23 protein-coding genes, 1 other RNA gene and 4 pseudogenes are annotated in these 25000 nt (G+C 59.2%); 11 read left to right on the top strand and 17 right to left on the bottom strand.

Features of this window, described 5'->3' with window-relative positions; all coding sequences use genetic code 11:
• The 11 genes from ccmI to ccoN all read right to left on the bottom strand — a co-directional run.
• Positions 1-1024 (bottom strand): c-type cytochrome biogenesis protein CcmI (gene ccmI / locus FHX03_RS09610; protein WP_183853430.1); only part of this gene is annotated, 1024 nt, incomplete at its 3' end.
• Positions 1025-1037: 13 nt separating this feature from the next.
• Positions 1038-1766: a response regulator gene (locus FHX03_RS09605; protein ID WP_375166084.1), complete on the bottom strand. Its 729-nt coding sequence runs from the start codon at positions 1764-1766 to the stop codon at positions 1038-1040.
• A gap of 192 nt (positions 1767-1958) precedes the next feature.
• Positions 1959-2624 carry a Crp/Fnr family transcriptional regulator gene (locus FHX03_RS09600; protein WP_097628306.1) on the bottom strand — a complete coding sequence of 222 codons (666 nt, stop codon included), beginning with the start codon at positions 2622-2624 and terminating at the stop codon, positions 1959-1961.
• 22 nt (positions 2625-2646) lie between these two features.
• A complete protein-coding gene (gene ccoS, locus FHX03_RS09595) occupies positions 2647-2805 on the bottom strand; it encodes a cbb3-type cytochrome oxidase assembly protein CcoS (RefSeq protein ID WP_003592781.1) in 159 nt (52 codons plus the stop codon).
• Positions 2802-5090 (bottom strand): cation-translocating P-type ATPase, encoded by a 2289-nt coding sequence (locus FHX03_RS09590; RefSeq protein WP_183853429.1) that lies wholly within the window; start codon positions 5088-5090, stop codon positions 2802-2804. Before FHX03_RS09590 ends, ccoS begins: the two co-directional genes overlap by 4 nt.
• The gene (locus FHX03_RS09585) at positions 5087-5572 is read right to left on the bottom strand and encodes a FixH family protein (RefSeq protein WP_003592778.1); all 486 of its coding nucleotides are present in this window, start codon (positions 5570-5572) and stop codon (positions 5087-5089) included. The genes FHX03_RS09590 and FHX03_RS09585 overlap by 4 nt, the downstream gene beginning before the upstream one ends.
• A complete protein-coding gene (gene ccoG / locus FHX03_RS09580) occupies positions 5569-7140 on the bottom strand; it encodes a cytochrome c oxidase accessory protein CcoG (RefSeq protein ID WP_183777654.1) in 1572 nt (523 codons plus the stop codon). The genes FHX03_RS09585 and ccoG overlap by 4 nt, the downstream gene beginning before the upstream one ends.
• Before the next feature lie 448 nt (positions 7141-7588).
• Positions 7589-8452, bottom strand: a complete 864-nt coding sequence (ccoP, locus tag FHX03_RS09575) for a cytochrome-c oxidase, cbb3-type subunit III (protein WP_183777653.1) — start codon at positions 8450-8452, stop codon at positions 7589-7591.
• A gap of 1 nt (position 8453) precedes the next feature.
• Complete coding sequence (locus tag FHX03_RS09570) at positions 8454-8606, bottom strand: CcoQ/FixQ family Cbb3-type cytochrome c oxidase assembly chaperone (protein WP_003592769.1); 153 nt, start codon at positions 8604-8606, stop codon at positions 8454-8456.
• Between the two features lie 8 nt (positions 8607-8614).
• Complete coding sequence (ccoO, locus tag FHX03_RS09565; protein WP_097628301.1) at positions 8615-9349, bottom strand: cytochrome-c oxidase, cbb3-type subunit II; 735 nt, start codon at positions 9347-9349, stop codon at positions 8615-8617.
• Positions 9350-9357: 8 nt separating this feature from the next.
• Entirely contained in the window at positions 9358-10980 is a 1623-nt protein-coding gene (gene ccoN / locus FHX03_RS09560) for a cytochrome-c oxidase, cbb3-type subunit I (protein WP_183777652.1), read from the bottom strand.
• Between the two features lie 237 nt (positions 10981-11217).
• Here ccoN and FHX03_RS09555 point away from each other — a divergent pair, with 237 nt between their 5' ends.
• The 5 genes and pseudogenes from FHX03_RS09555 (at position 11218) to FHX03_RS09535 (ending at position 16235) form a co-directional block, all read left to right on the top strand.
• Positions 11218-11949, top strand: coding sequence for a Crp/Fnr family transcriptional regulator (locus tag FHX03_RS09555; RefSeq protein ID WP_183853428.1), 732 nt, complete (start codon positions 11218-11220; stop codon positions 11947-11949).
• An 18-nt stretch (positions 11950-11967) separates the two neighbouring features.
• The gene (locus tag FHX03_RS09550; RefSeq protein WP_097628298.1) at positions 11968-13893 is read left to right on the top strand and encodes a PAS domain-containing sensor histidine kinase; all 1926 of its coding nucleotides are present in this window, start codon (positions 11968-11970) and stop codon (positions 13891-13893) included.
• 497 nt (positions 13894-14390) lie between these two features.
• Positions 14391-14834 (top strand): pseudoazurin, encoded by a 444-nt coding sequence (locus FHX03_RS09545; RefSeq protein WP_097628297.1) that lies wholly within the window; start codon positions 14391-14393, stop codon positions 14832-14834.
• Positions 14835-14962: 128 nt separating this feature from the next.
• Positions 14963-15412, top strand: a pseudogene (locus FHX03_RS09540) (YcnI family protein).
• Positions 15306-16235 carry a copper resistance protein CopC gene (locus tag FHX03_RS09535; protein WP_246699211.1) on the top strand — a complete coding sequence of 310 codons (930 nt, stop codon included), beginning with the start codon at positions 15306-15308 and terminating at the stop codon, positions 16233-16235. The pseudogene FHX03_RS09540 and the gene FHX03_RS09535 overlap by 107 nt, the downstream one beginning before the upstream one ends.
• Here the strand turns inward: FHX03_RS09535 and FHX03_RS09530 are convergent.
• From FHX03_RS09530 to FHX03_RS09520, 3 genes and pseudogenes are all read right to left on the bottom strand, one after another.
• Positions 16228-16599 (bottom strand): hypothetical protein, encoded by a 372-nt coding sequence (locus FHX03_RS09530; RefSeq protein WP_097628295.1) that lies wholly within the window; start codon positions 16597-16599, stop codon positions 16228-16230. The genes FHX03_RS09535 and FHX03_RS09530 overlap by 8 nt on opposite strands.
• Positions 16600-16643: 44 nt before the next feature.
• Positions 16644-17100: pseudogene (locus FHX03_RS09525) on the bottom strand (pyridoxamine 5'-phosphate oxidase family protein).
• Positions 17101-17275: 175 nt separating this feature from the next.
• Positions 17276-17764, bottom strand: a complete 489-nt coding sequence (locus FHX03_RS09520; protein WP_183777649.1) for a hypothetical protein — start codon at positions 17762-17764, stop codon at positions 17276-17278.
• A 476-nt stretch (positions 17765-18240) separates the two neighbouring features.
• On the opposite strand from FHX03_RS09520, the gene FHX03_RS09515 reads away from it, so the two are divergent.
• Complete coding sequence (locus FHX03_RS09515; protein WP_183853425.1) at positions 18241-18792, top strand: cytochrome c oxidase subunit 3 family protein; 552 nt, start codon at positions 18241-18243, stop codon at positions 18790-18792.
• Between the two features lie 812 nt (positions 18793-19604).
• Positions 19605-20219: pseudogene (locus FHX03_RS35080) on the top strand (nitric oxide reductase activation protein NorD); the annotation flags it as partial.
• 193 nt (positions 20220-20412) lie between these two features.
• Here the strand turns inward: FHX03_RS35080 and hemN are convergent.
• Complete coding sequence (hemN, locus tag FHX03_RS09505) at positions 20413-21765, bottom strand: oxygen-independent coproporphyrinogen III oxidase (protein ID WP_183777646.1); 1353 nt, start codon at positions 21763-21765, stop codon at positions 20413-20415.
• Between the two features lie 330 nt (positions 21766-22095).
• On the opposite strand from hemN, the gene FHX03_RS09500 reads away from it, so the two are divergent.
• Together FHX03_RS09500 and FHX03_RS09495 are read left to right on the top strand one after the other, a co-directional pair.
• The gene (locus FHX03_RS09500; RefSeq protein WP_131711344.1) at positions 22096-22431 is read left to right on the top strand and encodes a metal-sulfur cluster assembly factor; all 336 of its coding nucleotides are present in this window, start codon (positions 22096-22098) and stop codon (positions 22429-22431) included.
• Complete coding sequence (locus FHX03_RS09495) at positions 22428-22715, top strand: DUF6522 family protein (RefSeq protein ID WP_097628289.1); 288 nt, start codon at positions 22428-22430, stop codon at positions 22713-22715. Before FHX03_RS09500 ends, FHX03_RS09495 begins: the two co-directional genes overlap by 4 nt.
• 171 nt (positions 22716-22886) lie before the next feature.
• On the opposite strand, the gene FHX03_RS34370 is transcribed toward FHX03_RS09495, so the two are convergent.
• Positions 22887-23105 carry a hypothetical protein gene (locus FHX03_RS34370; RefSeq protein WP_246699216.1) on the bottom strand — a complete coding sequence of 73 codons (219 nt, stop codon included), beginning with the start codon at positions 23103-23105 and terminating at the stop codon, positions 22887-22889.
• An 82-nt stretch (positions 23106-23187) separates the two neighbouring features.
• Positions 23188-23618: pseudogene (locus FHX03_RS34365) on the bottom strand (two-component sensor histidine kinase); the annotation flags it as partial.
• Positions 23619-23685: 67 nt separating this feature from the next.
• Between FHX03_RS34365 and ssrA the strand changes: the two are divergent.
• Positions 23686-24038, top strand: a transfer-messenger RNA (tmRNA) gene (ssrA, locus tag FHX03_RS09480).
• 425 nt (positions 24039-24463) lie between these two features.
• Positions 24464-24979, top strand: a complete 516-nt coding sequence (locus FHX03_RS09475) for an SspB family protein (protein ID WP_097628287.1) — start codon at positions 24464-24466, stop codon at positions 24977-24979.
• The last annotated feature ends 21 nt before the right edge of the window (positions 24980-25000 follow it).

Raw genomic sequence — 25000 nt, 5'->3', positions numbered from 1 at the left:
CCCATCCCTCGAAATTGTTCGGATCGGCGCTGAGCTTGGCGTCGAGGCTCGCGACCATGCCGCGGATCATCTGCTGACGGTCGCCGGCATTCATGCTCTGCGCGGCAGCGATATCTTCATGCGTGGGATTGGCAAGGAATTTGTCGGTGGCGATCACAGGAGTTCCGCCGTTCCTTGCAATGTGTTCATTGACGAGCGGCAGCCAGGGCGCATTGGCGGGAGATTTCATGGCGATCGACTCGAATGCTACCACCGCATCCGCGGTCCTGCCTTCCTGTTCGAGTCCCAGCGCCATATAAAAACGCGCACGCGGGTTTGCAGGATCGATCTTCAGCAGGCTCCGGAGCACGACGCGGACCTCCTCCCCCACAATTCCGTTTGAACGAGCCATCAGGGCCTGCGACAGTCCTTCCAGACGCAGGACGCTCGGCCCAAGGATACGAATCGCGGAACGATATGCCTCTGCCGCGTCGTCCGCTCGACCCATTTTAAGCAGGACGGGAGCAATGACGTCCCATCCCCGGCCATCCTCCGGGTTGCCGACCAGATGGGCCTGTGTCTTCTTGACAAGGATCTGGAGATCCTGGCCGGGCTCGGAGAGCCTAGCTGGCAAAGGACGAGACTGTAGCTCCGGAGAGCCTAGCGAAACGTAGAGTCCGATGCTGAAAAGCGGTAGGAATACCGCGACCGCGAGTCGAACCCAGCCGTGGGAGCGTCGTGAACCTCCGGATACGTACGGCCGTTCGACTGCCTTGAACAGCCGTCGCGCCGCTTCCGCCTTGGCGAGTTCATACTCGTCTGCAGCGATCTGACGGGCTGTAAACTCACTTTCCAGTTCGATAAGTTGGTCCCGATAGACATGGGCATCCAGGCCGTCCTTCAAGGGACGGAGGCGACCCGACGAAAGCGGATGCATGAAAGCTGCAGTTGTGGCGGTCGTCGCCACCGCGAAAAGTATCCAGATGATCATCGGTCCAGAAGCCATTGCACGCCCGACCGTATGCACGATCGACACACCGAACATTGACCCCGATCAATTATCTCTCATTTGATGGACGAGGTGTGAAGACGTAGCCCACGCCGCGAACCGTCTGGATCATCATCGGTTCCTTTGGATCGACTTCGACCTTTTTCCGAAGGCGGACGATCTGCGCATCTATGGCTCGATCGAAGGCCTCCAGACTGCGGCTTCTCGTCAGGTCCATCAGCTTGTCACGAGACAGGACCCGCCCCGGATTACGTGCGAAAACGAGGAGCATATCGAACTCTCCGGTCGTCAAGGAAACATCCTCCCCCTGCGGAGACGAAAGTCTCCTTCGACCAACCTCGAGCCTCCAGCCGTCGAACCGGAGAACTTCCTCCTCTGGGTTCGGCGTGGGGGCCGGCTGAGGGGCAGGAGTGCGTCTCCTGAGGACAGTCCTCAGCCTTGCGAGTAGTTCCCTCAGATGAAACGGCTTTGCCACATAGTCGTCGGCACCAAACTCCAGGCCCACAACCTTGTCGGTGACGTCGTCCTGCCCAGTGAGCATCAGCACCGGAACGTCCGACGTGCTGCGCAACTCCTTCAGCAGTTCCAGCCCGTTCTCTCCGCCGGGAAGCACGAGGTCAAGAAAAACGGCGGCGTACGACGCCTTCGACAGTTCAGCGCGCATGGCAGCGCCGTTGCCAACCGCGTTCACCCTGTAACCATTGTCCTCAAAATAGCGGACGAGCATCTGTCTGATGCGAGCGTCGTCGTCGACCACCAGAATACGATCCGGTTCCATGTAACTCATTCGTCCCGCTGCGACCGTGTTTGAATTGAGATAACGCAGGATTGCGGGCAATGCCACTGTTCGGGGTAGAGATTATGTGCACATCGCACGATACGAGGCCGGCAGGAGCGGCTTCCCACTTGCTGTCATGTTAGGTCACGCAAGAGCCTGGTCGCATCATGTAGGCCCACGACCTTCAGTTATTCAGCACGCGTCTCTCAGCAAAGCAACGTTGCCGATGGAAACCATTCTGCCCTTTACGGCTACTCCCGCATCGGAGAGCGTGGCAAAAGCGCGCGACAGAGCCTCGGGAGCGAGTCCCAGCTTTCCGGCGAGAATCCGCTTCTGATAAGGCAGCCGGAACGTCGCCTGGGCCGTTGCCTCCGGACAACAGCTCACAAAGTAGTTGGCCACCCGCTGGGCGGCAGTGTGCAAGCGATCGCCCGCTATGCATTCCAGCGAGCCGAGCAGATGCCGGGCCATGATCCGCATGACATTGCGCTGCACCCCGCTATTTTTGGCAGCGAGTTGACGCAGGCCGGGCAGATCGAATAGTGCAAGCTCCGTGATATCCGCCGCCCATGCGCCCTGCGCGTAAACGTCGCCACCGGGAACGAGATATTCCGCAAAGGTGTCCCCCTGCTCGCAGACGCAGACGTCGGCCTCACGCCCGCCTGACTCGGCTTTCGTGAGTCGGACAAGGCCTCTTACGACATAGAATACCTGCGAGGCGTGCTGCCCCTCGGCCGCTATTCGTTCGTTGACCGCAAATGTCCGTAGTTCCACCAACGCCAGCATACTTCGAACGGCATCGGCGTCGAGCCCTTCGAACAGCTCGGATCGTAGCAACATCTCGTTCTCTGTAAACATCACCTTCCCCCTCTATGACGGCTTACGACTTCGGCGGACCCGACTCGTCGTCGGCGAGCACGCGCCAAGCGGCCCCCTGAAGATCGTCGTACTGACCGTTCCCAAGAGACCAGAGAAATGCCGCAAGCCCTATGCCGCCCATGAAGAGCGCGATCGGGATGAGATAGATCAGCATGTTCATGCGATTCTGGCCTCCCCGCCACTCTCGGCCGGTTTCGGCGAACGTCCGGCACGGGATCGCGTGGCGGCAGCGTTGAGCCGAAGGGCGTTGGTCACCACGATGATCGATGACGTGGACATTGCCACCGCTGCGATCAGCGGCGTGGCAAGACCCGCGATCGCCACCGGCACCGCCAGCACGTTGTATCCGATCGCTAGCGCAAAATTCTGGCGTATCAGTGCAGCCGATCGCCTCGCGACTGCGATCGCTTGAGGGACCGCATCCAGACGGTCATTGAAGAACACAAGATCGGCGGCCTGTCGGCCGATGTCAGACGCCGTGGCGGGCGCCATGGACACATGGGCGGCAGCAAGCGCCGGTGCATCATTGATGCCGTCGCCTACCATCAGGACGCGGTGGCCGGATTCGCCCAGTTTTTGACACTCGCCGACCTTTTGCCGTGGCGTCAGCGCCCCCATCGCCCGGCTGATGCCGAGCACCTGTGCGACGTTGTCGACCACGCTTTGGCGATCGCCTGAGATGATCAACGTTTCAAACCTGGTTGACCCGAGTTCCTTGATCGCGTCTTGCGCACCCTGGCGAAGCGCATCCTCGAAGAAGAACCGCGCGAGCATTGCGCCGTTGTGGGAAAGCACGACTTCGGAGAGCGGGCTGTCGACCGTCGACCCCGGTAGAATTGCGCCACATGCAAACGCCTCGTTGCCCAGCCGGTAGATCTCGCTGCCGCGCGCGGCTTCGAGCCCGCCGCCGGGGATTTCGTTGACGCGCTCGAATGGCGTTCCAGCGTGCCCGACGCTTCTGGCCAGGGCTTGCGACAGCGGATGCCTCGAGTGGACGGCCAGTCCAGCCGCTTTCGCGAGATCCGCCTCGTCGGCGGCTTCGACCCGGACCAGCCTTGGGCTGCCCATGGTCAGAGTGCCCGTCTTGTCGAAGGCGACCGTGTCGACCTCCGCAAGTCTTTCGAGCGCGGAGCCGTCTTTCACCATGATCCCCCTGCGGAAAAGCTCGCCAGCCGCCACGACCTGGACGACGGGAACCGCAAGTCCGAGGGCGCATGGGCATGTAATGATAAGCACGGCGACTGCGACCAGCATCGCATGCTTCCAGTCTCCGCCAATGAGCCCCCAAGCAAGAAACGAGACAAGAGCGAGAAGGTGGACCGCCGGGGAGTACAGTGCGGCAGCGCGATCGGCGATGCGCCGGTAGCGTGCCCTCCCGCCCTCGGCAGCCTCCATGAGGCTGATGATTTCGGCCAAGAGAGAGTCCTTGGAGAGCTTGGTGGCGCGGACGACAAGCGAGCCAGTGAGGTTCATGGCACCTGAGCTGACCGCGACGCCGCTGGCGACGGCGACCGGAGTGCTTTCGCCGGTAACGATCGCAAGATCGAGATCGCTTTCGCCGACGACGACCATTCCGTCCACCGGAATCCGTTCGCCGACCGCGACGGCGATCTCATCTCCCACGACGATTTCATCAAGCGGAACGTAACGGCGCGATCCATTGGGCGCCAGGAGCAGTGCCCCACGCGGCGCAAGTCGGGCGAGCCCATTGATGGCAGCGCGGGCCTTTTCGCGCATCACATGATCCAGCGTCCTGCCGATAAGAAGGAAGAACAACAGGGACACGGTCGCGTCGAACCATGCGTGTTCCCCATGATGGGCGGTCTCCCAAAGCGAAACCGCGTAAGAAAGGCTCACGGCCAAAGAAATCGGCACGTCCATGTTCGTGCGACCATGCTTCAACGCGTTCCATGCCGACCGGAAAAAGAACCGCCCCGCGTAGACCAGCGCGGGTGCTGCGATCATCGCCGAGATCCAATGGAACAGATCCCTTGTAGCAGCGTCGGCGCCGGACCAGACCGAGACGGACAGAAGCATGATGTTGGCGGCCGCAAAGCCGGATACTCCGACGGCGAGGAGAAGCTGGTTCCTTGTCTTGTCGTTCTCCGCGGCAAATGGTGTGAAGAGATGGGCGCGGTATCCAGCGCCGTTGATCGCGGCGATGATTCCAGTCGGGTCGGCAGCACCATCTTCAGTTTTTTCGGCGTACACGCAGGTTACGCGCCGCGATGTGAGGTTCACTCTGGCCTTCCGAACGTAGGGGAGCGCCGAAAGGGCCTTCTCCAATGCCGATATGCAGCTCCCGCAGTGGACATCGGGGACGCTCAGATCGAGCTGCCGTAGTCCCTCGCCCAAAGAATGGGCTGCGAGCGCGATTTCCTCGGCGCTGACTGATGTGGTGCTCATCGCGAGAACTCCATCCGCGTTCATCATGCAGCACGTCATTCGCCAAACCCCGCGGTATCGAGGCGGGAGGCCTCGTGCATCACGACCCTGCCTTCTTTTCGCGAAACGACCTCGACGATCCAGTCACCCGAGGCGACACGGTGCTGGGACTCAAACTGTCCTTCGCCGATTTTCGTGAATGCGACGTGGAAATCCTCGTGATCGCCCACAGGGCGTTTGAAATTTGCGGCCACCTCATCGACGAGCGTGGGAGATCCGTCGCGATTGCGGATGTCGTAGTGGATGCGGCCGCCGGCCAGCGACAGTTTTCCGATGATGCCAGACGCCGCCATCGCCTTCATCGCCGCTGCTTTGGCGTTGAACTCCTGGCTAGCGACATAAGTGTTCTCGACGACGAGACCGCTCCAGCTCGACGAGGCGAACCAGGCCATGGTCACGTTGACGCCGATCACCACCGCGAAGAACGAGCATGTGGCAAGCAGCATGTGCCGCCCTGTGAATCCTTGGGTGGAGGTAGTCATTTGGCGTCTCCCGGTGTGTTGAATGCGGCGCGATAGGTCGCTCTATCGGAGTGTCCGGCGTCCTCGATGGCAAAAAGGAACTCGCTGATCGCGGCGGTCGACTGTTTGCTCGTCACGAAGACCTTGACTGTTGTCGCGACGTCCGGCGCAGCTTCGATGATAAAGGTCCGCGCGCCCTGCTTGGCTAGTTCAGGAATGCGCATGCTGGCGCCGTCGTCGAGGCCTAAAAGGCTGAGCTCGATCCTGCGTGGAGCGGGAACCATATTCAGTATTCGCAGTGTGTAGCCGTTGCGGATGGAGCCGTCGCTTTCCAAAACGTATTGCGGGTTTCGATCGTGAACCACGTTGAGCTCCAGTCGCTCGCGCATTGCGAGATGGACCACCATGGCGACGCCGATCAAAAGCCAGGTGACTGCATAAAACAGCACGCGTGGACGGAATATGATGCGCCAGTCGAAATGCCGGATGGCCTCGACGAACGAGCCGTCGGCATTCCGCACCTTCGAGGGCTGGACAGGCGTTCTTCCGTCGTCCGTCGCAATGGCCATGTTGGCCGCGTATTCGCTCAGCGTCGCATACGCTATGAGGCCACGCGGCTTTCCCAGCTTGTCCATGACGCCATCGCAGGCGTCGATGCACAAGGCGCAGGTAATACATTCCATCTGCTGTCCGTCGCGGATGTCGATACCCATGGGGCAGACGGCCACGCAGGCGTTGCAATCGACACAATCGCCGACCGATTGACCGGCAGCCAAGATCTTCTTGGAGTGGCGTGAGCGGGCCTCACCGCGCCAATCGTTGTATGTAACGACAAGAGAATTTTCATCGAGCATCGCGCCTTGGATTCGCGGCCACGGGCACATGTACGTACAGACCTGTTCGCGCATCAGCCCGCCGAGGACGTAGGTGGTCGCAGTCAGAGTAGCGACGGTCGCGTAGGCCACGACAGGTGCCTTCGCTGTGAAAAGCGAGACGACAAGCGTCGGCGCGTCGGCGAAATAGAAGATCCAAGCCCCCCCTGTCGCGACGCCGATCATCAGCCAGATTGCGTGCTTGATGACCCTTTTTCTTGCCTTGTCGAAAGTCCACGGCCCGGCATCAAGCTTCATGCGGGCGTTGCGGTCCCCCTCGATCGCCCGCTCGACAACAAGGAACAGATCGACCCAGACGGTTTGCGGGCAAGCATATCCGCACCACGCCCGCCCGACGGCAGATGTGACGAGAAAGAGACCGAACCCTGCCATGACAAGCAGGCCCGCTACGTAATAGAATTCCTGCGGCCAGATCTCGATGAAGAAGAAGAAAAAGCGCCGTGACGCCAGGTCCACCAGAATAGCCTGATCCGGCGCGTAGGGTCCTCGATCCCAGCGAATCCAAGGAGCCAGGTAGTAGATCCCAAGTGTGATCATCATCACGATCCACTTGAAACGCCGAAAGCGCCCTTCGGCGCGCTTGGGAAATACCTTCTTTCGGGCAGCATAAAGTGGTTCACGTTTGCCGCGGGCGTTCACGGGTTCCGCGTCTATCCGTTCGACCGGGCTGGGATCTCGTGCTCTGTAGATATTCATCGCGCTCTGTCCGATTTTCACCGCCTTCTTCTCAGCTCTGCGAGAGCCCGTCCTTGATCCAGGTCAAGAATGACAACTGTTAAAAAAATGGGCCACGCTCCGGACAGGAAGCGCGGCCCCAAGGGGTTGGTGCCCTTCGTTGTGGCGGCAAGCTGCCGTCGGCTCACCTTGACGGGCCTAAATGATGGCGACGCCTCGGAACGAAAAGGCGTGGCCTGGAGGAACTGCGGGGAACGTCCTGGGAAGGTTGTCTACCTGCTTGTCGGCTTCTGATCTTTGAGCCCGATCAAACTTACCATCGAATTCCCGATCTTTTCAGCGTCCGTCTGTTCGGACTCTGCCGCGATTGGCTTGGCGCGTACGGAAACGCGCGAGTGGACGACTGCGCGCGGTACGCCGTAAAGAGCGAGCAAGGGATTATGGTCGTGTGTCGTCATGTTGGTATCCTTCAGGTCCCGCCGCCAAGAGAGTGGACGAACACAGTCAGTTCCTTCACGGTGCTGTCGCCCAAACGGGCAGCCCACGACGGCATCACTCCATGCTTGGGCGCCGTGACCTGGCGGGCGATCGCGTCCTCCCCTCGTCCCTTGAGCCAGATCGCGTCGGCAAGGTCAGGAGCACCCATGTCAGCCTTGCCTTTGGCGTTCTCGCCGTGGCACGCCGCGCAATTGTCGAGGAATATCTGCTTGCCAGCTTCCGCAGCCGCTGGGTTAGAGGGCGTGTTAGTCAGGCCCCAGACATAGGCCGCGACCTGTTTCGTCTGATCTGGACTCAACATGTCGGCGAAGGCCGGCATCTCAGAGACGTGCGTGTCTGCATCCCCGTCGAAGCGAATACCGTGCGCGATCGTCGTGTTGATGGAATCGAGGTCGCCTCCCCATAGCCAGTCGTCGTCGTTCAAATTGGGAAACCCCGGCCCGCCGCTGGCTCCCGAGCCATGACACGGCGCACAATTCACCTTGAAGGCCGAAGCCCCGCCGGCGATCGCGAACTCGCGCAGGGCTGGATCGGCGTCGATCTCCTGCACCGTCCTGGTGGCGATCATATCGTGAAACTTCATCTGCCCCGCCTTGGCGACGTCGACATCCTGTTGGAGCTCGGCGCGGCTGGAGAACCCTAGATAGCCCTTGGTGGCAGAAGTGATCATGGGGATCGCGGGATAAGCGAAGGCGTAGCCGATGGCCCACAGGATGCAGACGTAGAACGTCCAGACCCACCATCTGGGCATCGGATTGTTAAGCTCGCGGATCCCGTCCCATTCATGGCCCGTAGTTTCGACGCCGCTGATTTCATCGACATGCTTTTCCGACATCTCAGTCATCCTTCAGGGGAATATCGGCGGCTTCGGCGGCCGTCTGCTTGCTGCCGGGGCGAAGGGTGTAGAGGACGGCGCCCACGAAGAAGGCGGCCATTGCCAGCAGACCCCAACTGTCGGCGAAGTGTCTCATTGCAGTATAGGTTTCCATGGATCACCTCATCGGTAGCCGGTCGCGTCGTCGTAGGTCGAGAAATCGACCAACGTTCCGAGCATCTGCAGGTAGGACACCAGGGCGTCCATTTCGGTCAGCCTGGCGGGATCGCCGTCGAAGTCGCCGACTTTCGCCTTTGGATAGCGCTCGAGCAGCGCCGTGGTGTCGGCATTCGGATCAGCCTGCGTCTTCATGTCGGCCTGAGCATTGGCCAGCATGTCGTCCGTGTAAGGAACGCCGACGTCTTCATTGGCCTTGAGGTCCATGCCGATGTCCTTGACCGAAATCTCGTTCGTCTTCAGGAACGCGTATTTTGGCATGATCGATTCAGGCACAACCGCCCGCGGATCGGAAAGATGTTGGACGTGCCATTCGTTCGAATAGCGGCCTCCGACACGAGCCAGGTCCGGGCCGGTGCGCTTGGAACCCCACTGGAACGGGTGGTCATACATGGACTCGGCCGCCAGCGAGTAATGGCCGTAGCGTTCCACCTCATCTCGGAACGGCCGTATCATCTGGCTGTGGCAGAGATAGCAGCCTTCGCGAATGTAGATGTTTCGTCCGGCCAGCTCGAGAGGAGTGTAGGGACGCATCCCCTCCACCTTCTCGATGGTGTTCTGGAGATAGAACAGAGGAGCGATTTCGACGATGCCGCCGATGCTCACGACGAGGAGCGAACCGACAAGAAGGAGGGTGGCGTTCTTCTCGAGGATCTTATGCTTGTCTAATATCGATGCCATTTTTCACCTCACTCGGCAGGCTGTGCCTGGGGCACGTAAGCGGTCGGAATAGCTAGCTCATCGCGCAGGTGGCCGCGGATCGTCATGAAGACGTTCCAAGCCATAACGATCCCACCGGCCAGATAGAGGCCGCCTCCGACGACGCGCAGCACGTAGTATGGGTACATCGCGGCCACGGTCTCCGCGAATGAGTAGACAAGGAAGCCCTGCGAATTATACTCGCGCCACATCAGACCCTGCTGGATCCCGGCCACCCAGAGCACGGCGGCGTAAATGACGATGCCGAGGGTGGCGAGCCAGAAGTGCCAGTTGACCATTCGCAGGCTGTAGAGACGCTCGCGTCCCCAAAGCTTGGGCGTCAGATAGTAGATCGCCCCGAAGGTGATCATGCCGACCCAGCCAAGGGCTCCCGAATGCACATGGCCGATCGTCCACTCGGTGTAGTGGCTGAGCGAGTTGACCGTCTTTATCGACATCATCGGACCCTCGAAGGTCGACATGCCGTAGAAGGCGATGGCAATGATCATCATCCGGATGATCGGATCGGTGCGCACTTTGTCCCAAGCCCCCGAAAGGGTCATGAGGCCATTGATCATGCCGCCCCAGGACGGCATCCAGAGCATGACCGAGAAGACCATGCCGAGAGTCTGGGCCCAATCGGGCAGCGCTGTGTAGTGCAGGTGATGCGGGCCGGCCCAGATATACATGAAGATCAATGCCCAGAAGTGGATGATCGACAGCCGATAGGAATAGACGGGTCGGTTGGCCTGCTTCGGCACGAAGTAGTACATCATGCCAAGGAAGCCAGCGGTGAGGAAAAAGCCGACGGCGTTGTGGCCGTACCACCATTGTGTCAGAGCGTCCTGGACCCCGGAGAAGACGGAGTAGCTCTTCGAGCCCAGAAAGGACGCGGGAACGGCAAGGTTGTTGACTACGTGCAGCATCGCAATCGTCACGATGAAGCCAAGATAGAACCAATTCGCGACGTAGATATGAGGTTCCCGACGCTTTAGGATCGTCCCAAGATAGACGGCCAGGTAGGCCACCCAAACGATCGTAAGCCAGATGTCGACGTACCATTCCGGTTCTGCATATTCTCGGGCTTGATTGATCCCAAGGACGTAGCCTGTCGCCGCCATCACGATGAAGAGCTGATATCCCCAGAAGACAAACCAGGCGAGGCTGCCGCCGAACAGGCGCGCATGACAGGTCCGCTGGACGACGTAGAAGGAGGTCATGATGAGCGCGTTGCCGCCGAAGGCGAAGATGACGGCCGAGGTGTGCACGGGACGGAGACGGCCGAAGTTGAGATACGGCGCTAGATTGAGGTCCGGGAACGCCAACTGTGCAGCGACGACCACACCGACGAGAAAGCCGACGACGCCCCAGAAGACCGTAGCGATCAGTCCGTAGCGGATGACCTCGTCGAAATAGCCCGAGGTATCCGCCTTCGGCTGATTTCCAGCCGGCGAAAAGTCGACCTTCCTCAGCAGTAATATGGTGCCCGCGCATAGGCAGACGCATAGTATGCCCATATGGACCGCAAATAGGTGATCGTGCGCGAAGGCGGCTCCTAGCAGGGCCAGGAAAGCAGCGACCGCGACCACTACTGTTTCCGTTGTGTAGTTCATGATGTCGTCCCCAGTGCGCAGACGACCGCGTCGCGGCCGGCTCTCTCGTACTTTGAGGCAGGACTGTCATGGGTGCGGCCCGGTCTCCTTGATCTAGGTCAAAGAGCGAGGACTTTGGCGCCCAGGCATGGCGCAGTTACACGCTGTTACACAGTCTCACCATTTGCAACGGGCCAATCATTCCGGTGTGACGCGGGTGCTGTCTATTTCAGGCATCGAAAACGCGGGGACACCAAGATGCTGATGCAGAATCGCCAAGCTTTCCAACCAGTCGAGGCCGCCACGGACATTGCGCGCGGCGGGCGTTCCCTTGGTTCGTTATTCCAGATGTCGACGGTTGAAGTCGTTCCGGGTGGAAAGGCTATCTGCTGGGAAGGGGACGCTGCGAAGCATCTCTTCCAAGTCGTGGAGGGCGTCGTCCGCCTCCAGCGCATCATCGGCGAAGGACGCCGTGTGATTACCGCTTTCCACTTCGCAGGCGACGTTATCGGCGCCTTTTTGCAGAGCGACTTCCTGTTCACGGCCGAAGCCGTCACCGACTGCAAGATCCGCCGCGTTTCGCGCAAAAGCTTCAATGAGGAGGTTGGCCGGTGCGACTTGCTGCGTCCGGAATATATTTCCCTGCTCTGCAAGGAAACCGTCGCGGCTCATGACCAGATGGTGCTTCTCTCCAAGAAGAATGCCGAAGAGCGGTTGTGCACATTCATCGCCAGACTGGTGTCCCGTCGCAACGCCGAGGTCCACAAGGGCCTACTGCGGATTCCCATGAACCGACAGGATATCGCGGACTACCTCGGCCTGACCATCGAAACGGTCTCCCGAACGATCACCAAGCTTGCGTCCCGCAACGTCCTCCTTCCGGAAGGGCGCCACGACCTGAGGATCGTGAACCTGCGCCGGCTGCAGGAGCTGTCGGGCAACCCGGATGATTTTTCAGAGAAAACCTGCCATAGCGTCAGTCTCCACTAATCGAACGCTGGATAAGCCATGCCGCATCGTCTCGTATCGCCACGCACCGCCTCCTATCAGGAGCTTGATGTAATGGTTCATGTGCTGGACGGCGCGGACATTCTGATCCATCGGTTCGAGGGCACCATCACCCATTGGTCGATCGGCTGCGAAAACATGTACGGGTGGACCAGGGAAGAGGCTGTCGGCGAAAAAGTATACGAGCTTCTGGCAACCCGGTTTCCGGAGCCGGTAGACGAGATACGAAACCAGCTCAAGCAAAGAGGGTCCTGGCAGGGCGAAATCGTACACCGCCACAAAAGCGGGCATGAGATCCACACGGCGTCGCGCTGCGTGCTTGTGAACCTTCCCGATGGCGACCTCGCCATCATTCAGACCAACAGCGACGTCAGCGCCCTGAAGCAGGCTCAGGACGCGGTCAAATCGCGCGAGGCCCACCTGAGTTCAATTCTGGACACCGTGCCGGACGCCATGGTGGTCATAGACCACAAGGGAACGGTGCTGTCGTTCAGCAAGGCGGCCGAAAAGCTGTTTGGCATGCCGTCCGAACAGATTTGCGGGCGCAATGTCAGCACCCTGATGCCGAACCCCTACCGCGACGCCCACGACGGCTACATCGATCACTATCTCGAGACCGGCGAGAAACGCATTATCGGCTATGGGCGTGTCGTCACCGGGCAGCGGGCCGACGGCACCCAGTTCCCAATGGAACTCCACGTCGGGGAAGCTACTGCGGACGGCCAGCGCATCTTTACGGGTTTCGTCCGCGATCTGACAGGTCGCTTCAAGATCGAGGAAGACCTCCGCCAGGCGCAAAAAATGGAAGCCGTCGGACAATTGACGGGAGGCTTGGCGCACGACTTCAACAACCTTCTGACCGTGATCAGCGGTAATCTGGAGATGATCGAGGACAAGTTGCCTCCCGGCAAACTTAGAGACATCCTCCGGGAGGCCCAGGACGCGGCAGCCGACGGCGCTAAGCTTACAGGCCAGTTGCTTGCTTTCGGCCGGCGTCAGCCTCTTAACCCGAAGCATGCCGACCTCGGCCAGCTTGTGACAGGATTCTCGGACTTGCTTGGCAGAACTCTCGGAGAGGACATCAAGCTCACTACGACGATCGCGGGATCCGATCTGAACGTCGTGGTTGACAGCTCGCAGCTTCAGAACGCAATTCTCAATATCGCTCTCAACGCGCGCGACGCCATGCCGAAAGGCGGCAGCCTGACCACCGAAATCTCGCGCGTGCACCTCGATGCCGACTACGCAAAGATGTATCCCGAGGTTCGCAGCGGCAATTTCGTGCTCATTTCCATGACCGACACGGGAATTGGGATGACGGAAGAAGTGAGGAAGCATGCCATTGAGCCCTTCTTCACCACAAAGGAAGTAGGATCGGGAACGGGACTCGGGCTGAGCATGGTCTATGGCTTCGTCAAGCAGTCCGGCGGCCACCTTCAAATCTATAGCGAAGCTGGTCGAGGCACGACGATACGGATCTACCTCCCCGCCGTGACCGGATCCAAGCTACAGGAATCTGGTCTGCAGGCAGAGAAAAAGGAGAGCCCGCTTCCTCGAGGAAACGAGCTGATCCTGGTTGTGGAGGACGACGCTCGTGTCCGCCGGGTAGCTGTCGCGCGGCTCGGCGATATGGGATACGCGGTGCTTGAAGCGGACAACGGCCGTGGAGCACTCGAAATCCTGCGCAAAAACGAGGAAATCGCGCTTCTGTTCACCGACATCGTCATGCCCGGCGGCATGACCGGCGACGAGGTGGCGAGGGAGGCTCGGACCCTTCGGCCGGACATCGCCGTTCTCTTCACGTCGGGCTACTCAGAGCCGGCCCTTGCAACGACGGACGTCATTTCCGGTGCTCAATGGCTTCGCAAGCCCTATACCGCGCGAGAACTGGCTTCCATGATTCGCGAGCTTCTCGATCGGCGCTGATAGGCGCGGTTGCCCATTGTTGATCGACACACCTATGCTTCGTAACATTTTGGCAACCCGGATGCGGCAGCCGGTGCCGGGAGCGCGGCTTCACGTTGACTGGTGAAATTACCGGACTGCTTGATCCAATTTCGCCGGTGCCGATCTCCAACCGACAAGTCACGGAACCCGTCACCTCTTCAAAGAACACTGGCCCGTTCTCGACGCCAGGCCGCGACCCTCGCCCTGCCGAAATGGTCGAAGTGCCTCCGATTGATCGTCAGACGCACTATTCCGCTGCTGCGCCCAATGACGCCATAATCAAAAGGCCGAGCAAGCGTCGGCGGAGCACTGTTCTTTCAGGCAAATCCGATCGATGACGTTGTCCGTTCGAAGTCGGGCTCAGTCTTGAAAAATTGATTTTATCCAGGTTTGACGAGCATCAAAGAGCGCTGCGCTGCCATGTCCTAGAAGTGTCCCCGAGGCCAAATCCGGCCCCGCAAACAGGAGACATGAAAATGCGTTTGAAATTCGGTCTGATCGCTGTGGCTGCAGTTCTTGTTACCTCGGCGGCGCCGATGATGGCTGCCGATCACCAAGTTCAGTTGCTCAACAAGGGCGCCGACGGAGTAATGGTATTCGAGCCGGGCTTCGTCAAAGTCGCTCCAGGAGACACTGTCACTTTCGTCCCGACCGACAAGAGCCATAACGTTGAAACGTATAAGGGTCTCATTCCCGAGGGCGCAACCGAGTTCAAGTCCAAGCCCAACGAGCAGTTCCAGGCCACGTTCGACGAGCCGGGTGCATATGTCGTCAAGTGCACGCCGCATGCCGGCATGGGCATGGTCGCGCTCATCCAGGTGGGTGAGAAGCCGGCGAACCTCGACGCCATCAAGACTGCCAAGGTACCGAACCCGGTGCGTAAGCGCCTCGATGCCGATCTCGCGCAGGTTACCCAGTAACGCAGCTTGAAACAGCGGGTGGCGGCAGAACCGCCGTCGACCCGCCGACTGGACCTATGACAATGATCAAGCATCTCATGCTGGCTGCCATCGTTGCTGTCTGAGGCGCAAGCTTCGCCAACGCGCACATAACGCTGGAGCAATCCCAGGCAACCTCCGGAAAGGCCTACCGGGTAGGTCACGGTTGCGAGGGCAAGGCAACCATCAAGATCCGGGTAAAGGTACCCGAGGGACAGCTCTCCGCGAAGCCCATGCCGAAGTCCGGCTAAACCATCGAAAAAGTCCACGCCGCTTACAAGAAGAGCTACGACCTCTACGGAAAGCCGGTGAAGGAAGGCGTCAGCGAAATCGTCTGGAGTGGCGGGAGTCTCGCGGACGACGAATATGACGAGTTCGTTTTCCGGGCAACCGTGGCCAAGGAGCTGCCGCTCGGAACCCGCATCTACTTGCCGGTTGTCCAGGAATACACCGATGGCGCCGTGGAGCGCTGGATCGAAATTCCAGCGGCAGGGAAGAATACCGACGACTACGAGACCCCCGCGCCGTACTTCGACGTCGTCGAGCAGCCGCGTTCGTGATCGGATTGTCGTTCATGTGGTCAAGGATTCCGAATTGGGCGACGTTCATCCTTTCTGTCCGAGCAGCAGCCCTGCTGCTCGTCCTGGCGGCACTCGGCGGCCTCCTGCTGGCGAGCGCGCAAGCTCACGCCGTTTTGAGGAGTTCCTCCCCTGCCAACAACGAAATTCTGGATCGGTCGCCCAGCCGGGTCGATTTCATTTCAACGAGGTGGTCAGACTCGTCAGCGCGAGTGCCACCGACGCTTCGGGCGACCGGATAGATCTGCAAGGAGATATCGCCGGCTCGGTGGTCCTATTGAATCTGCCGGGCTCGATCTCTCGCGGCACTACGATCGTAAGCTACCGGGTGGCGTCGGAGGACGGTCATCCGATCGGAGGATCCGTCGTGTTCTACGTCGGTACCCCGACGGCCACGTCCACCGAAGGTGTCCGTTTCGCCTCTGGCGATTGCGATCTGGGTCGTGCACGCCTCATCCATCATCTTTCTTGCTGTGGTCGTCGGGAGAGCATTGTTCGACCGATGGTTCGGCATTGGGAACCCCTCCCCGTCGCGACAAGATCTCGCTGCCTTCCTCGGCGTCCTGCTGTTCTCCACAAACATCTACCTTCAGGGGCTCGACGAAATTGGCGGCGATCTGAGACTAGCCGGCGTTACGGCCGCTCTCTACGGGCGAAGCGATGCCTCATGGCTGAAGACATCCAGCAGGCGAAAGCAAAGCCGCCGTTGCGAGATTACGGATACCTCGGGCAAAATCCTTGCCGTGGTTCCAGCCTATCGGTGAGCCTGCCGAGACTTCGTTTCGGACAAACATTCTCTAGCTGAGTGCTCTGACCGCCAACTTCTCCGAATGATCTTTGGCGAATCCTTGCATCGCCTCAGCCATGCGCGAGCCGAAACGCGACCCGATCACCGCAAGCGTCGCCGCCTCCTCAGCGACTTCACCAATCGTATTTTGAACGTAGTCCGACGTCACCTCGAGAGCATCGTTATGATCGACGCTTTTAGCCAGATCTCCAAGAAAGCTCATCCACGACTTGCCCCAGCAGGTCGCGAACATCATCGCTTCGGATTGACAACGCAGCGCTGCGGCAATCGACTCGAGTTGGAGTTGAGTGCATAGCTTTGCGAAGCTCTCATTTCCCGAGGGGGGATCGAACGACGAATTTCCGAAATGCTCTAAGATCACGGGGAACCTCCTGGTTTGAGGGAATTTCGGTAAGCCTTGGAACGTTAATCTTTTATTCCGCTACGGCCCGACAGCGATCTCACTGAAATCCCGTAGAAGACGTGCGGTGGCGCCGAGAGCACTGGCAGTTCGGCGGGCTTTAGAGACCCTATTTCCCACCAGTCGGAATGCTGCCTCAGCAGCGACCAGGCATGAACTCTTTCGTCATGCCTGAAACTATCGTCTGGAAACTCTTCGAATTGGCCCTCGATGACGACGCTTGTCCATCCGCCCCCGCTCGCCAGACGCTCGACGTGCAGACAGACCTTGTCGTTCGCCCGCATCCAGTCAAGCTTCCTGCCTGGCATCGAAAAACTGTAGGCCACGTTTCCCGCAAAGGCGAAGTAGATTTGCCGCAATATAAGGCTGGCCATCCCTGCAGCACGCCAGGTGTCCGAAGCGCGCGTGTTCAAGGATTTCGTAGCATTCCGCGTGGCTCAACTCCCGTAGCGCAAATGCCATGAAAGGATCCTCCTCATTATGGTCACGGGAGGGATGCTAACGCTCCGGTGGCGTCGCGTCTTTGATCGAGCGCAACGGACATCCGGAAATCGGCTCGACCATTCCGCATCGACGAAAGCTGGATTGTCGTGAAAAACCGCGATCGGGCTGCGACTGCCACCAAACGACAGGCATTCTAAGCTGCCTCGATGACGGCCACAGACACTGGCTGCGCGTCCTGTCTTTCCAATGCTTTCAGGATCTGGCGAACGATTTCCCGTTCCGCTTTAATATGCCGACGCATGGAACAGAAGAACGAGCGTAAAAGATAACCAATCGCATCCCAGGAGAGATGGCATCGTCCCGCCTTCAGCGCGCAAATCGCGTCGACGACTTCCTGCGCGGCGTCGGCATCGAACAGTCTGCTCGTCCTGCGGCGCTCGACAGCCTCCGTCAGCTCGTCATCGATCATGATCAAACCCAGGTGCGATGAAACGACTCGCGCCTCCAGCAGATGCGTTGTGCTGAGAAGGGGAACGAGACCGTGGATGATGGTCTCGCATAGTCTGTCTTCGACATGGCAAGGCAGGAAGTCGGCGATGGCTTCGAGTAGATCGCACCAGCCCATGAGCTGCCCGTAGCAGGCCTCGAGCTCGGGAAAATTTTCCGTAAGAATGTTCGTCATGTCCTATCTCTGCAGAAAAGGCTGGTGGCGATCGCAATGGCCAGGACGGCGGTCACAACGCCGCAGGACGCCCATACGAAAGAGCGCTATCGCAAACGTCACGATGACAGGGGTCGCTATCGACAGTCCGATTTGAGCATCAGTCATCCGGCTCTCCTTTTCGGCGACAATAGGAGGTCCCCGGAAGACCTTCTTTGAGATCGATCAAAGATGGATTGAGTTAAGCCCCGACCTCTCATCTGGGGCTGCGAACCTGGTCATCATCGGAAAGGGCTGGCAGACGACAGACCGCTCGGCAGCCGAATTTTAAGAGCTGCGTCATCGGGAAGACGCTCCCAGGTCCAATCGACCTCCGTGATAATACGCAGCCGTATGACACGACGCCGACCTGTCGCATCGCTCTCCGCCGGGATTGGATGAGGTCCTGTTTGCGTTCCCGCAAACACACGATGCCATCGCGGCCCCAAGCTCACATCATGACTTCGACCGACGTTAATCAGGATGTGCACGGCCGAACCGCGTCGGACGGCGGCGACCTTCTTGTGTGGATACTTGCGTGGAGCGAACTAGCGGCATTCGGTGCGCTGCTGACGGCCTATGTCATCGCCTCGTGGATACACCCCGATGAATTCGCCAAGGGAGCGGCGAGGCTTCATCAGACGCTCGCCCTCGCCAACACCATTATCCTCCCGACCAGCGGGTGGTTTGCGGTAAAGGCCGCAAGCTGCTGGCATCAGCGGAGCCAGTGCCTGATGTTGCTCGGAGCGGCGGGTGGCGGCTTTTTATTTGTAGCGCTGAAGCTTTATGAATATCGGCTGGAAGGAGTCTCGCTGCTTGCCGCAGACACTTTCTCGCAACTATATCCTCTGATCACCGGCTTCCATATAGCGCATGTCCTGTTCGGGGCGTTGCTGCTCGTGCTCGTCGCCCGCTTCCCGTCACCTCAGAATGTACATTTGTTGACGACGCTCTGGCACGTGATCGATATCGACTGGCTGGTGATGCTTCCTGTGGTCTGTCTTCTATGAATACAGGGCGTGCCAGCACCCGTCCTTCGAGGGCGTTTGCCAGCTTCTGGCGCTTACATCGTATGTTTCAGCCGCCGGGCACGTTCAGGCGGCGATGCCGAAATTTGCGTTCGCGGTCATCGTCACAGTTATCGGAGTGTGGAAAGTGCGCTTCGTCGTCCTCGACTTCCTGGGAGAGCGACAACACCACTCTCCAATTGGGCGGGCGCTTGTCGCCTGGGCAAGTGCCGTGCTCGCCATCGCGCTGACGAAGGCTCTAATGGCTTAACCTGACATCGCGTTCTCGCGGTTTCACATCGAACACATGCCACAGGACGTGGCACTCGCCGACATTGCCCGAATAGAACTGAGCCGAGCCACCGCGGCTTGCGTCATTGAAGCTTTTCCAGGCATGAAAGAGCGGTACGTCCGTCTGAGCCTGGCTATCCTGGCATGTAGACGAAGAGGGAAGCTTCCATTCGTCGAAAGCGAAATTGAGCGGCTGGTCCAGGCAGTCCTCTCGTCGCCCTTGGATCAGCCACTCGCCGACAGCGTGCGGCCCGCGTTCAGGGCCGCCCCCGTGGGCCAGCGATCTGGCCAGACTTCAAACAGTTGGACGACCCCGGCGCGTCGGACCGCGAAAACCTGCCGTCCGAAGGCGGCGATCAGCAGACTGCCAGCCGACCATCTCAAGAGGCCCGACGGGCAAAGGACGCCGACGACCGCAAGCGCAACCCCTTAATTATCAACCGCTTCTAAAAGATCCTCGCCATGGCGAGATGGTCAACGTCGACCGGCCAACGGACGATCGTGAGGACGAGGACGCGAGCGCATCCGACGAACTTGATGAGATCACTCGCCCCGCTGCGCACGAGCTTGCGACCTCCATCCTGGTCGACGTCTCCCTATCCACCGATTCCTGGATCGACAATAGGCGGGTTCTCGACGTTGAAATGCAGGCCCTCGACATCTTTGCCCGCGGCCTTGACGCCTGCGGCCATAGCTTCGCGATCCACACGTTCACCTCAAGGCGACGCAACTGGGTTCGGGTCGAAACGATCAAAGGATTCAGCGAAAAATTCTCCGCCGCCACCGCACACCGCATCGCAAGCCTCAAGCCCGGCTACTACACGCGCATGGGCGCCGCCATCCGGCACGTTTCCACGCAGCTCGACCGGCACGGAACGCGGAAGAGACTGCTGCTCATCCTGACGGACGGAAAGCCCAACGACGTCGACAACTACGAGAGCCGGTTCGCGCTTGAAGATTGCCGGAAGGCAGTCATGGAAGCGCGTGGCAGAGGCCAGGCAGTGTTCGCAGTGACGGTCGATCAGAACGCCGGCGACTATCTGCCGGTCATCTTTGGGCGCGAAGGGTTCTCCCTGGTCTCCAACATCGCTAAGCTTCCGAGCGCGCTGCCATCGATTTACCGCAACCTGACGACCTAGGTCAGGACGTCCCACCGGCTACGCCAGGGCACAGATCGACGTACCCGGCGGTGCCAGGGCGCCGGGAGAAACAGCGTGTCGATGGACGGTGAGGAAATTGCCATTCAGGCTCTGCGCGGAAAGCCCCCGAAGCCGGGAGCCGTCGATGGGAGGGTCGGGCGCTTTCGCCCGCGCTCCAGGACGACCCGTCGCATCAAGCGGCCTTGCTGTGACTACGCCCCAAAGAACCGAAGTAGGCGTCAAACGCAGCAGCCACGGCCCGAACCATGAACCGGGCATTCTTGCTAACGAGCACGCGGCTTCCGTCGACGGTCACCACGCCATCGGAAACCAGAGCGTCCAGCCGATCGTTCCGTTCGAGCAGAAGGCGCGGGTCATACCCGGCCGTATTGCTCAACGCTCCGAAGTCAACTTCGAAATCGCACATGAGCCGTTCGATAACAGCCGCCCGGAGCTTGTCCTCCGCGGTAAGGACGTATCCTTTCGCGGTGGGAAGAACTCCGGAGGAAACCATCTCGGCGTAGCGGCCGATCGCGACATGATTCTGGAAATATCCAGCAGGCAGGCGACCAATCGCCGAAGCGCCGAAACCGATGAGGGTATCGCAGTCGTCGGTCGTATAGCCCTGGAAGTTGCGGTGCAGCGTACCTGAAGCGGAAGCTACGGCGAGTTGGTCGTCCGGCAATGCAAAGTGGTCGAGGCCGACGCGGACATATCCGGCGGAGACAAGTTCAGACGCGATCGCTTCTGCCTGCTCGTTACGTTGCCGGGCGTCGGGAAGTGCTGATTCGTCGATCAGACGTTGATGCTTTTTGAAAGCAGGAACGTGTGCGTAGCCGAACACGGCGAACCGTTCGGGGCGAAGCTTCACCGCAAGCCTCACCGTATCCACGCACGACTGGACAGTCTGATGAGGCAGGCCGTAAATCAGGTCGAAGTTCGTGCTCGTCACGCCATGGGCGCGCAGTCCGACGATTGCCGCCTGTGTCTGGCCGAACGTCTGGATGCGATTGATGGCTTTCTGAACAACCGGATCAAAGCTCTGGACGCCAAGGCTTGCCCGGTTCACCCCATTTTCTCCGAGCGCTAGGATCATCTCGCTGGTCAACGTTCGTGGATCGATCTCGACCGCGACAGTGCAGTCGTTTTCGAAGGCGAAACTATTCGTAAGCGTCATCATAAGCGCTTTGAACTCGTGCGGCTTCATGATCGTTGGGGTCCCTCCGCCAAAATGCACGTTCTTGACGGGCAAATTGTTTCCGGCAGCCGAAGAAACCATTCCAATCTCTTTGGTCATCACCTCAAGGTAGTCGAGGATCGGGGCGTCCTGCTTGGTGATGGTCGTGTGGCAACCGCAGTACCAGCACATGGATCGGCAGAAGGGGATGTGCAGGTACAGCGAGGCCGGCCCCGTGCCCCTCAAGCCAGCCAGGCCGTTCGAATATTCCTGCGATCCGACGGCATCAGAAAAGGCGGGCGCTGTTGGATAGCTGGTGTAGCGGGGTAGTCGGGCGTCGCCGTATTTGTCGACAAGGGCGTCGGACATTTTCGCATCCTCAAAAAAGCGTGTGATGCGTTATGCGCCTTGGCGAGCGCCTACTCGTTGTCATGGATCAATCACGCCGCGAACAATTTGCCGAAACGCCCAGCCCGCGCTGTGCCAACCGTATGCGATAGAGCGCTAAAATCTTGGGAACTCGCACTCGCCAACTCTCCTGCGAACGTGGATCCCAATACAAAGAGGCACGCATTTCAACAGCCGGCGTTCTTCTTCGCCGCCAACAAGAAAGGTCATGCCAATGGTCCAGCTTCGTGAGCTTGACGTAGGACAGATCCTGCGAAATGGCGGGATGCCCTTCCAAACGGGACGCCGCAGATGCCGGCAACTGATGTGACGAAGGAGCAAGTTTTCGCCGCGTTGCGGGAGATTGAGGGTCCGGAAGTCGGAACGAACCTTGTCGACCTTGGGCTGATCTACGAGGTCGATACGACAGAAGCCGGCGTCGTCAAGATCGAGATGACCACGACTACCCGCTTCTGTCCGGCGTCAGCCTTCATCATCGAGGCAGTCAAGACCCGCGTTGGGACGATCGCCGGCGTCGGCGAAGTAGTCATCGATCTAGTCTACGAGCCTCCATGGTCGGCCGAAATGGCGACGCTATTTTCCTTCAAGCAACCAAGCGTAAAAATTACGGTCGGACGCAAGCCATGAACATCGATCTCAAAGGCCTGGTGCTTGACGCAACCGACCTGGCCGGACGTTTCGGATTGTCGCCCGACGCGCTTCGTAGCCAAATGCGGCGAGGTCTGGTTCGCGGAGTGGTCGAGGCCGGCGTTGGCGAAGACGCCGGGAGGACTCGCTTTTCCGTGCGCTTCGGAAATCGGGTCTGGATTGCGGTCGTTGGCATTGGCGGTGAGAGTCTGAGCGAGGAAATGAAATTCGTCGCCTCCGCTGTGCCTCGGGTTTCAAGCGTTTCGTGCAAAACGGGCGGATAATCACAGCTAAATAACGATCAAGTCCAGCGCCTGCTGCCAGATCCATATTCCACACGTACTTCGTCGCGGGAGGCATGGCAGCAATAGAGGATGCCTGGTTCATCCTCGGTTTCGTTCCAAGGTCGACAGGGTGTTCGGCAAGGTGCCGGAGGCCGGCGGACCCTCACTCGTCTATCGGGTATCTTCGAGCATGAGTGCCGTAATCAGATACCCAACGCCCAGCATGTTGGCGAACAGGTACACGAACAAACCCTGCGCGACGTAATAATCCGTCGGACTCGCTGAGTACATTCCGGCAAACCTGTTGTTCCAAACAACGAACCCGACCGCACACCCCAGCCCAGCACCGGCTGCGAGGCGGGTGAGCATGAATGAAATCAACCGAGGCATCTCGCGTCTCCATGGTCTCCGCGCTCAACGTATGAGCGCTGATCAAGTTCCGGTGGCAAAAGGCGCCTTCGATCAATTGGGGTGGCGTGTGCCGGACGGCGTTCTTGATCAAATTGCGGAGCGCGTCTCTCAACAAGGCTGGGGCACCCCGCAGCAGAGCGGACTCGACCTGCGAAGAGAACTCCAGTGAATGGTTGTTCTCATAGACCATGGAGCGAGTTGAGCCACGATAGACGAGCCTAGCTCGATGAGGTCGATGTCTTCGAAAGTGCTATGGTCAAAACCGTCCAACCGCGCGAGAGCGGTGAGCGGACCGACGAAGCGAACGAGATCGTCGAGATTGGCCTCCGCCTGCCTGGCGCGGGGATGGTCTATACGGCCGAGTTCCAGCTTCAAAACCGCAAGCGGCGTGCAGATCTCATGTGCAATCCCGGATGTTAGGATCTTCTGTGATTTCATTAGCTCTCCGACCCGCTCGAAGGCGCGGTTGACCGCGATCACAACATGGGCGACACATTTTGAAGCGAAGCGCCCGGACTCGTGACCGTCAAGTACCACGAGGAACACTCTTTAGCCGTTTCCCCTTGATATTCGATCGGTACAATTCTATGTAGTTAGTGCTTCGCAAGAAGACATGGTGCTAAACCTTTTGTGCAATAGATGTGCAGGACGCGGCTTCGACGCCGCCGCCTCCACCAACAACCGCCGGCGCGACGGCTGTTGATGGGGGCGACATGGGATCGACTGGCATTGAAAGACAAAAGCTGTGCTCGGCATGATACCACCGTTATCGGGTCAAAATAGTAGTTGCAAACGACAACTATGCGGAAGCTCGTCTCGCTGCTTAATCGCAGTGTGACACTTCAAATCAAGCCCTTGGGGTTCGCACCTTAAGGCGGGGTTCGGAGGTACCTGGCAACAGAAACCTCCACCTTTCCCCTCTCTGTCCTGCTGCCTTTGATTGAATGACGCTATGGTGATGTGGACTAAAATTAGTCAACGAGTAGCTATCTTTTTTCCTATTTTCAGACACTTATCTTGAACTAACAATCGTCATGTTCTCATAAGCGTTGGTACCCGGCGCCTCCACCAAAAACCGGCGGCCGCGAAGGCCGGCTTTTGATGGGGGCGAAACAGGATCGACAAGGGTGCGTGACACTTCAATCAAAGTCCTAGTGGTTCGCACCTCTAGGCGGGGTCCGAAGGCACGTGGCAACAGAAGCCTTCACCTTCTCCCTGCCGCCGAAATCATGTATGCTGCTGAAAAACGTGACTCGGCTCCGGTCTTTCCCAAGGCGCCCGGACGTGGCATATAACCTTGTGAAAAGACTTCCGAACCGACGAAAGACAGGAAAAGCATGGGGCAGGATCATATCCGCTACGACATTCTGGCACAGGATGCACTTCGCGGCGTCATCCGCAAGGTTTTGGCGGAAGTCGGAGCGACGGGCCGCCTGCCCGGCGACCATCACTTCTTCATCACCTTCCTCACAGGTGCTGCCGGCGTACGCATCTCCCAGCACCTGAAATCGAAATATCCCGAGCAGATGACCATCGTCATCCAGCATCAGTTTTGGGATCTGAAAATTACCGAGTCGCATTTCGAGATCGGCCTTTCCTTCTCCGACGTCCCGGAAAAGTTGGTCATCCCGTTCAATGCGATCCGCGGCTTTTACGATCCCTCCGTCAACTTCGAGCTCGAATTCGACGTGCCGCTCGCCGATGGCGAGGAATTACCGTCCGGTGAAATCACCGCGTATCCCGTCGACGCCGCAGCAAAGCCCGATGAGGCCGCGGGCGCAAAACCCGGCGATGGCGAAGAGAAGAAGCCGGGTTCGGTCGTCTCGCTCGACTCCTTCCGCAAGAAGCAGTGATTTGAAGGGAGGCCAAGCCTC

This window comes from Rhizobium sp. BK456 (assembly GCF_014194045.1).
Taxonomy (GTDB): domain Bacteria; phylum Pseudomonadota; class Alphaproteobacteria; order Rhizobiales; family Rhizobiaceae; genus Rhizobium; species Rhizobium redzepovicii.
The sequence above is the reverse complement of the archived record's forward strand: the minus strand, read 5'-3'. Positions and strand labels throughout refer to the sequence as shown.

Coding starts and splice junctions, on each gene's coding strand:
- FHX03_RS09605 (WP_375166084.1), bottom strand. CDS start 1,766: ATGGAACCGGATCGTATTCTGGTGGTCGACGACGACGCTCGCATCAGA.
- FHX03_RS09600 (WP_097628306.1), bottom strand. CDS start 2,624: ATGTTTACAGAGAACGAGATGTTGCTACGATCCGAGCTGTTCGAAGGG.
- ccoS (WP_003592781.1), bottom strand. CDS start 2,805: ATGAACATGCTGATCTATCTCATCCCGATCGCGCTCTTCATGGGCGGC.
- FHX03_RS09590 (WP_183853429.1), bottom strand. CDS start 5,090: ATGACGTGCTGCATGATGAACGCGGATGGAGTTCTCGCGATGAGCACC.
- FHX03_RS09585 (WP_003592778.1), bottom strand. CDS start 5,572: ATGACTACCTCCACCCAAGGATTCACAGGGCGGCACATGCTGCTTGCC.
- ccoG (WP_183777654.1), bottom strand. CDS start 7,140: ATGAATATCTACAGAGCACGAGATCCCAGCCCGGTCGAACGGATAGAC.
- ccoP (WP_183777653.1), bottom strand. CDS start 8,452: ATGTCGGAAAAGCATGTCGATGAAATCAGCGGCGTCGAAACTACGGGC.
- FHX03_RS09570 (WP_003592769.1), bottom strand. CDS start 8,606: ATGGAAACCTATACTGCAATGAGACACTTCGCCGACAGTTGGGGTCTG.
- ccoO (WP_097628301.1), bottom strand. CDS start 9,349: ATGGCATCGATATTAGACAAGCATAAGATCCTCGAGAAGAACGCCACC.
- ccoN (WP_183777652.1), bottom strand. CDS start 10,980: ATGAACTACACAACGGAAACAGTAGTGGTCGCGGTCGCTGCTTTCCTG.
- FHX03_RS09555 (WP_183853428.1), top strand. CDS start 11,218: ATGCTGATGCAGAATCGCCAAGCTTTCCAACCAGTCGAGGCCGCCACG.
- FHX03_RS09550 (WP_097628298.1), top strand. CDS start 11,968: ATGCCGCATCGTCTCGTATCGCCACGCACCGCCTCCTATCAGGAGCTT.
- FHX03_RS09545 (WP_097628297.1), top strand. CDS start 14,391: ATGCGTTTGAAATTCGGTCTGATCGCTGTGGCTGCAGTTCTTGTTACC.
- FHX03_RS09535 (WP_246699211.1), top strand. CDS start 15,306: ATGGCGCCGTGGAGCGCTGGATCGAAATTCCAGCGGCAGGGAAGAATA.
- FHX03_RS09520 (WP_183777649.1), bottom strand. CDS start 17,764: ATGACGAACATTCTTACGGAAAATTTTCCCGAGCTCGAGGCCTGCTAC.
- FHX03_RS09515 (WP_183853425.1), top strand. CDS start 18,241: ATGACTTCGACCGACGTTAATCAGGATGTGCACGGCCGAACCGCGTCG.
- hemN (WP_183777646.1), bottom strand. CDS start 21,765: ATGTCCGACGCCCTTGTCGACAAATACGGCGACGCCCGACTACCCCGC.
- FHX03_RS09500 (WP_131711344.1), top strand. CDS start 22,096: ATGCCGGCAACTGATGTGACGAAGGAGCAAGTTTTCGCCGCGTTGCGG.
- FHX03_RS09495 (WP_097628289.1), top strand. CDS start 22,428: ATGAACATCGATCTCAAAGGCCTGGTGCTTGACGCAACCGACCTGGCC.
- FHX03_RS34370 (WP_246699216.1), bottom strand. CDS start 23,105: ATGCCTCGGTTGATTTCATTCATGCTCACCCGCCTCGCAGCCGGTGCT.
- FHX03_RS09475 (WP_097628287.1), top strand. CDS start 24,464: ATGGGGCAGGATCATATCCGCTACGACATTCTGGCACAGGATGCACTT.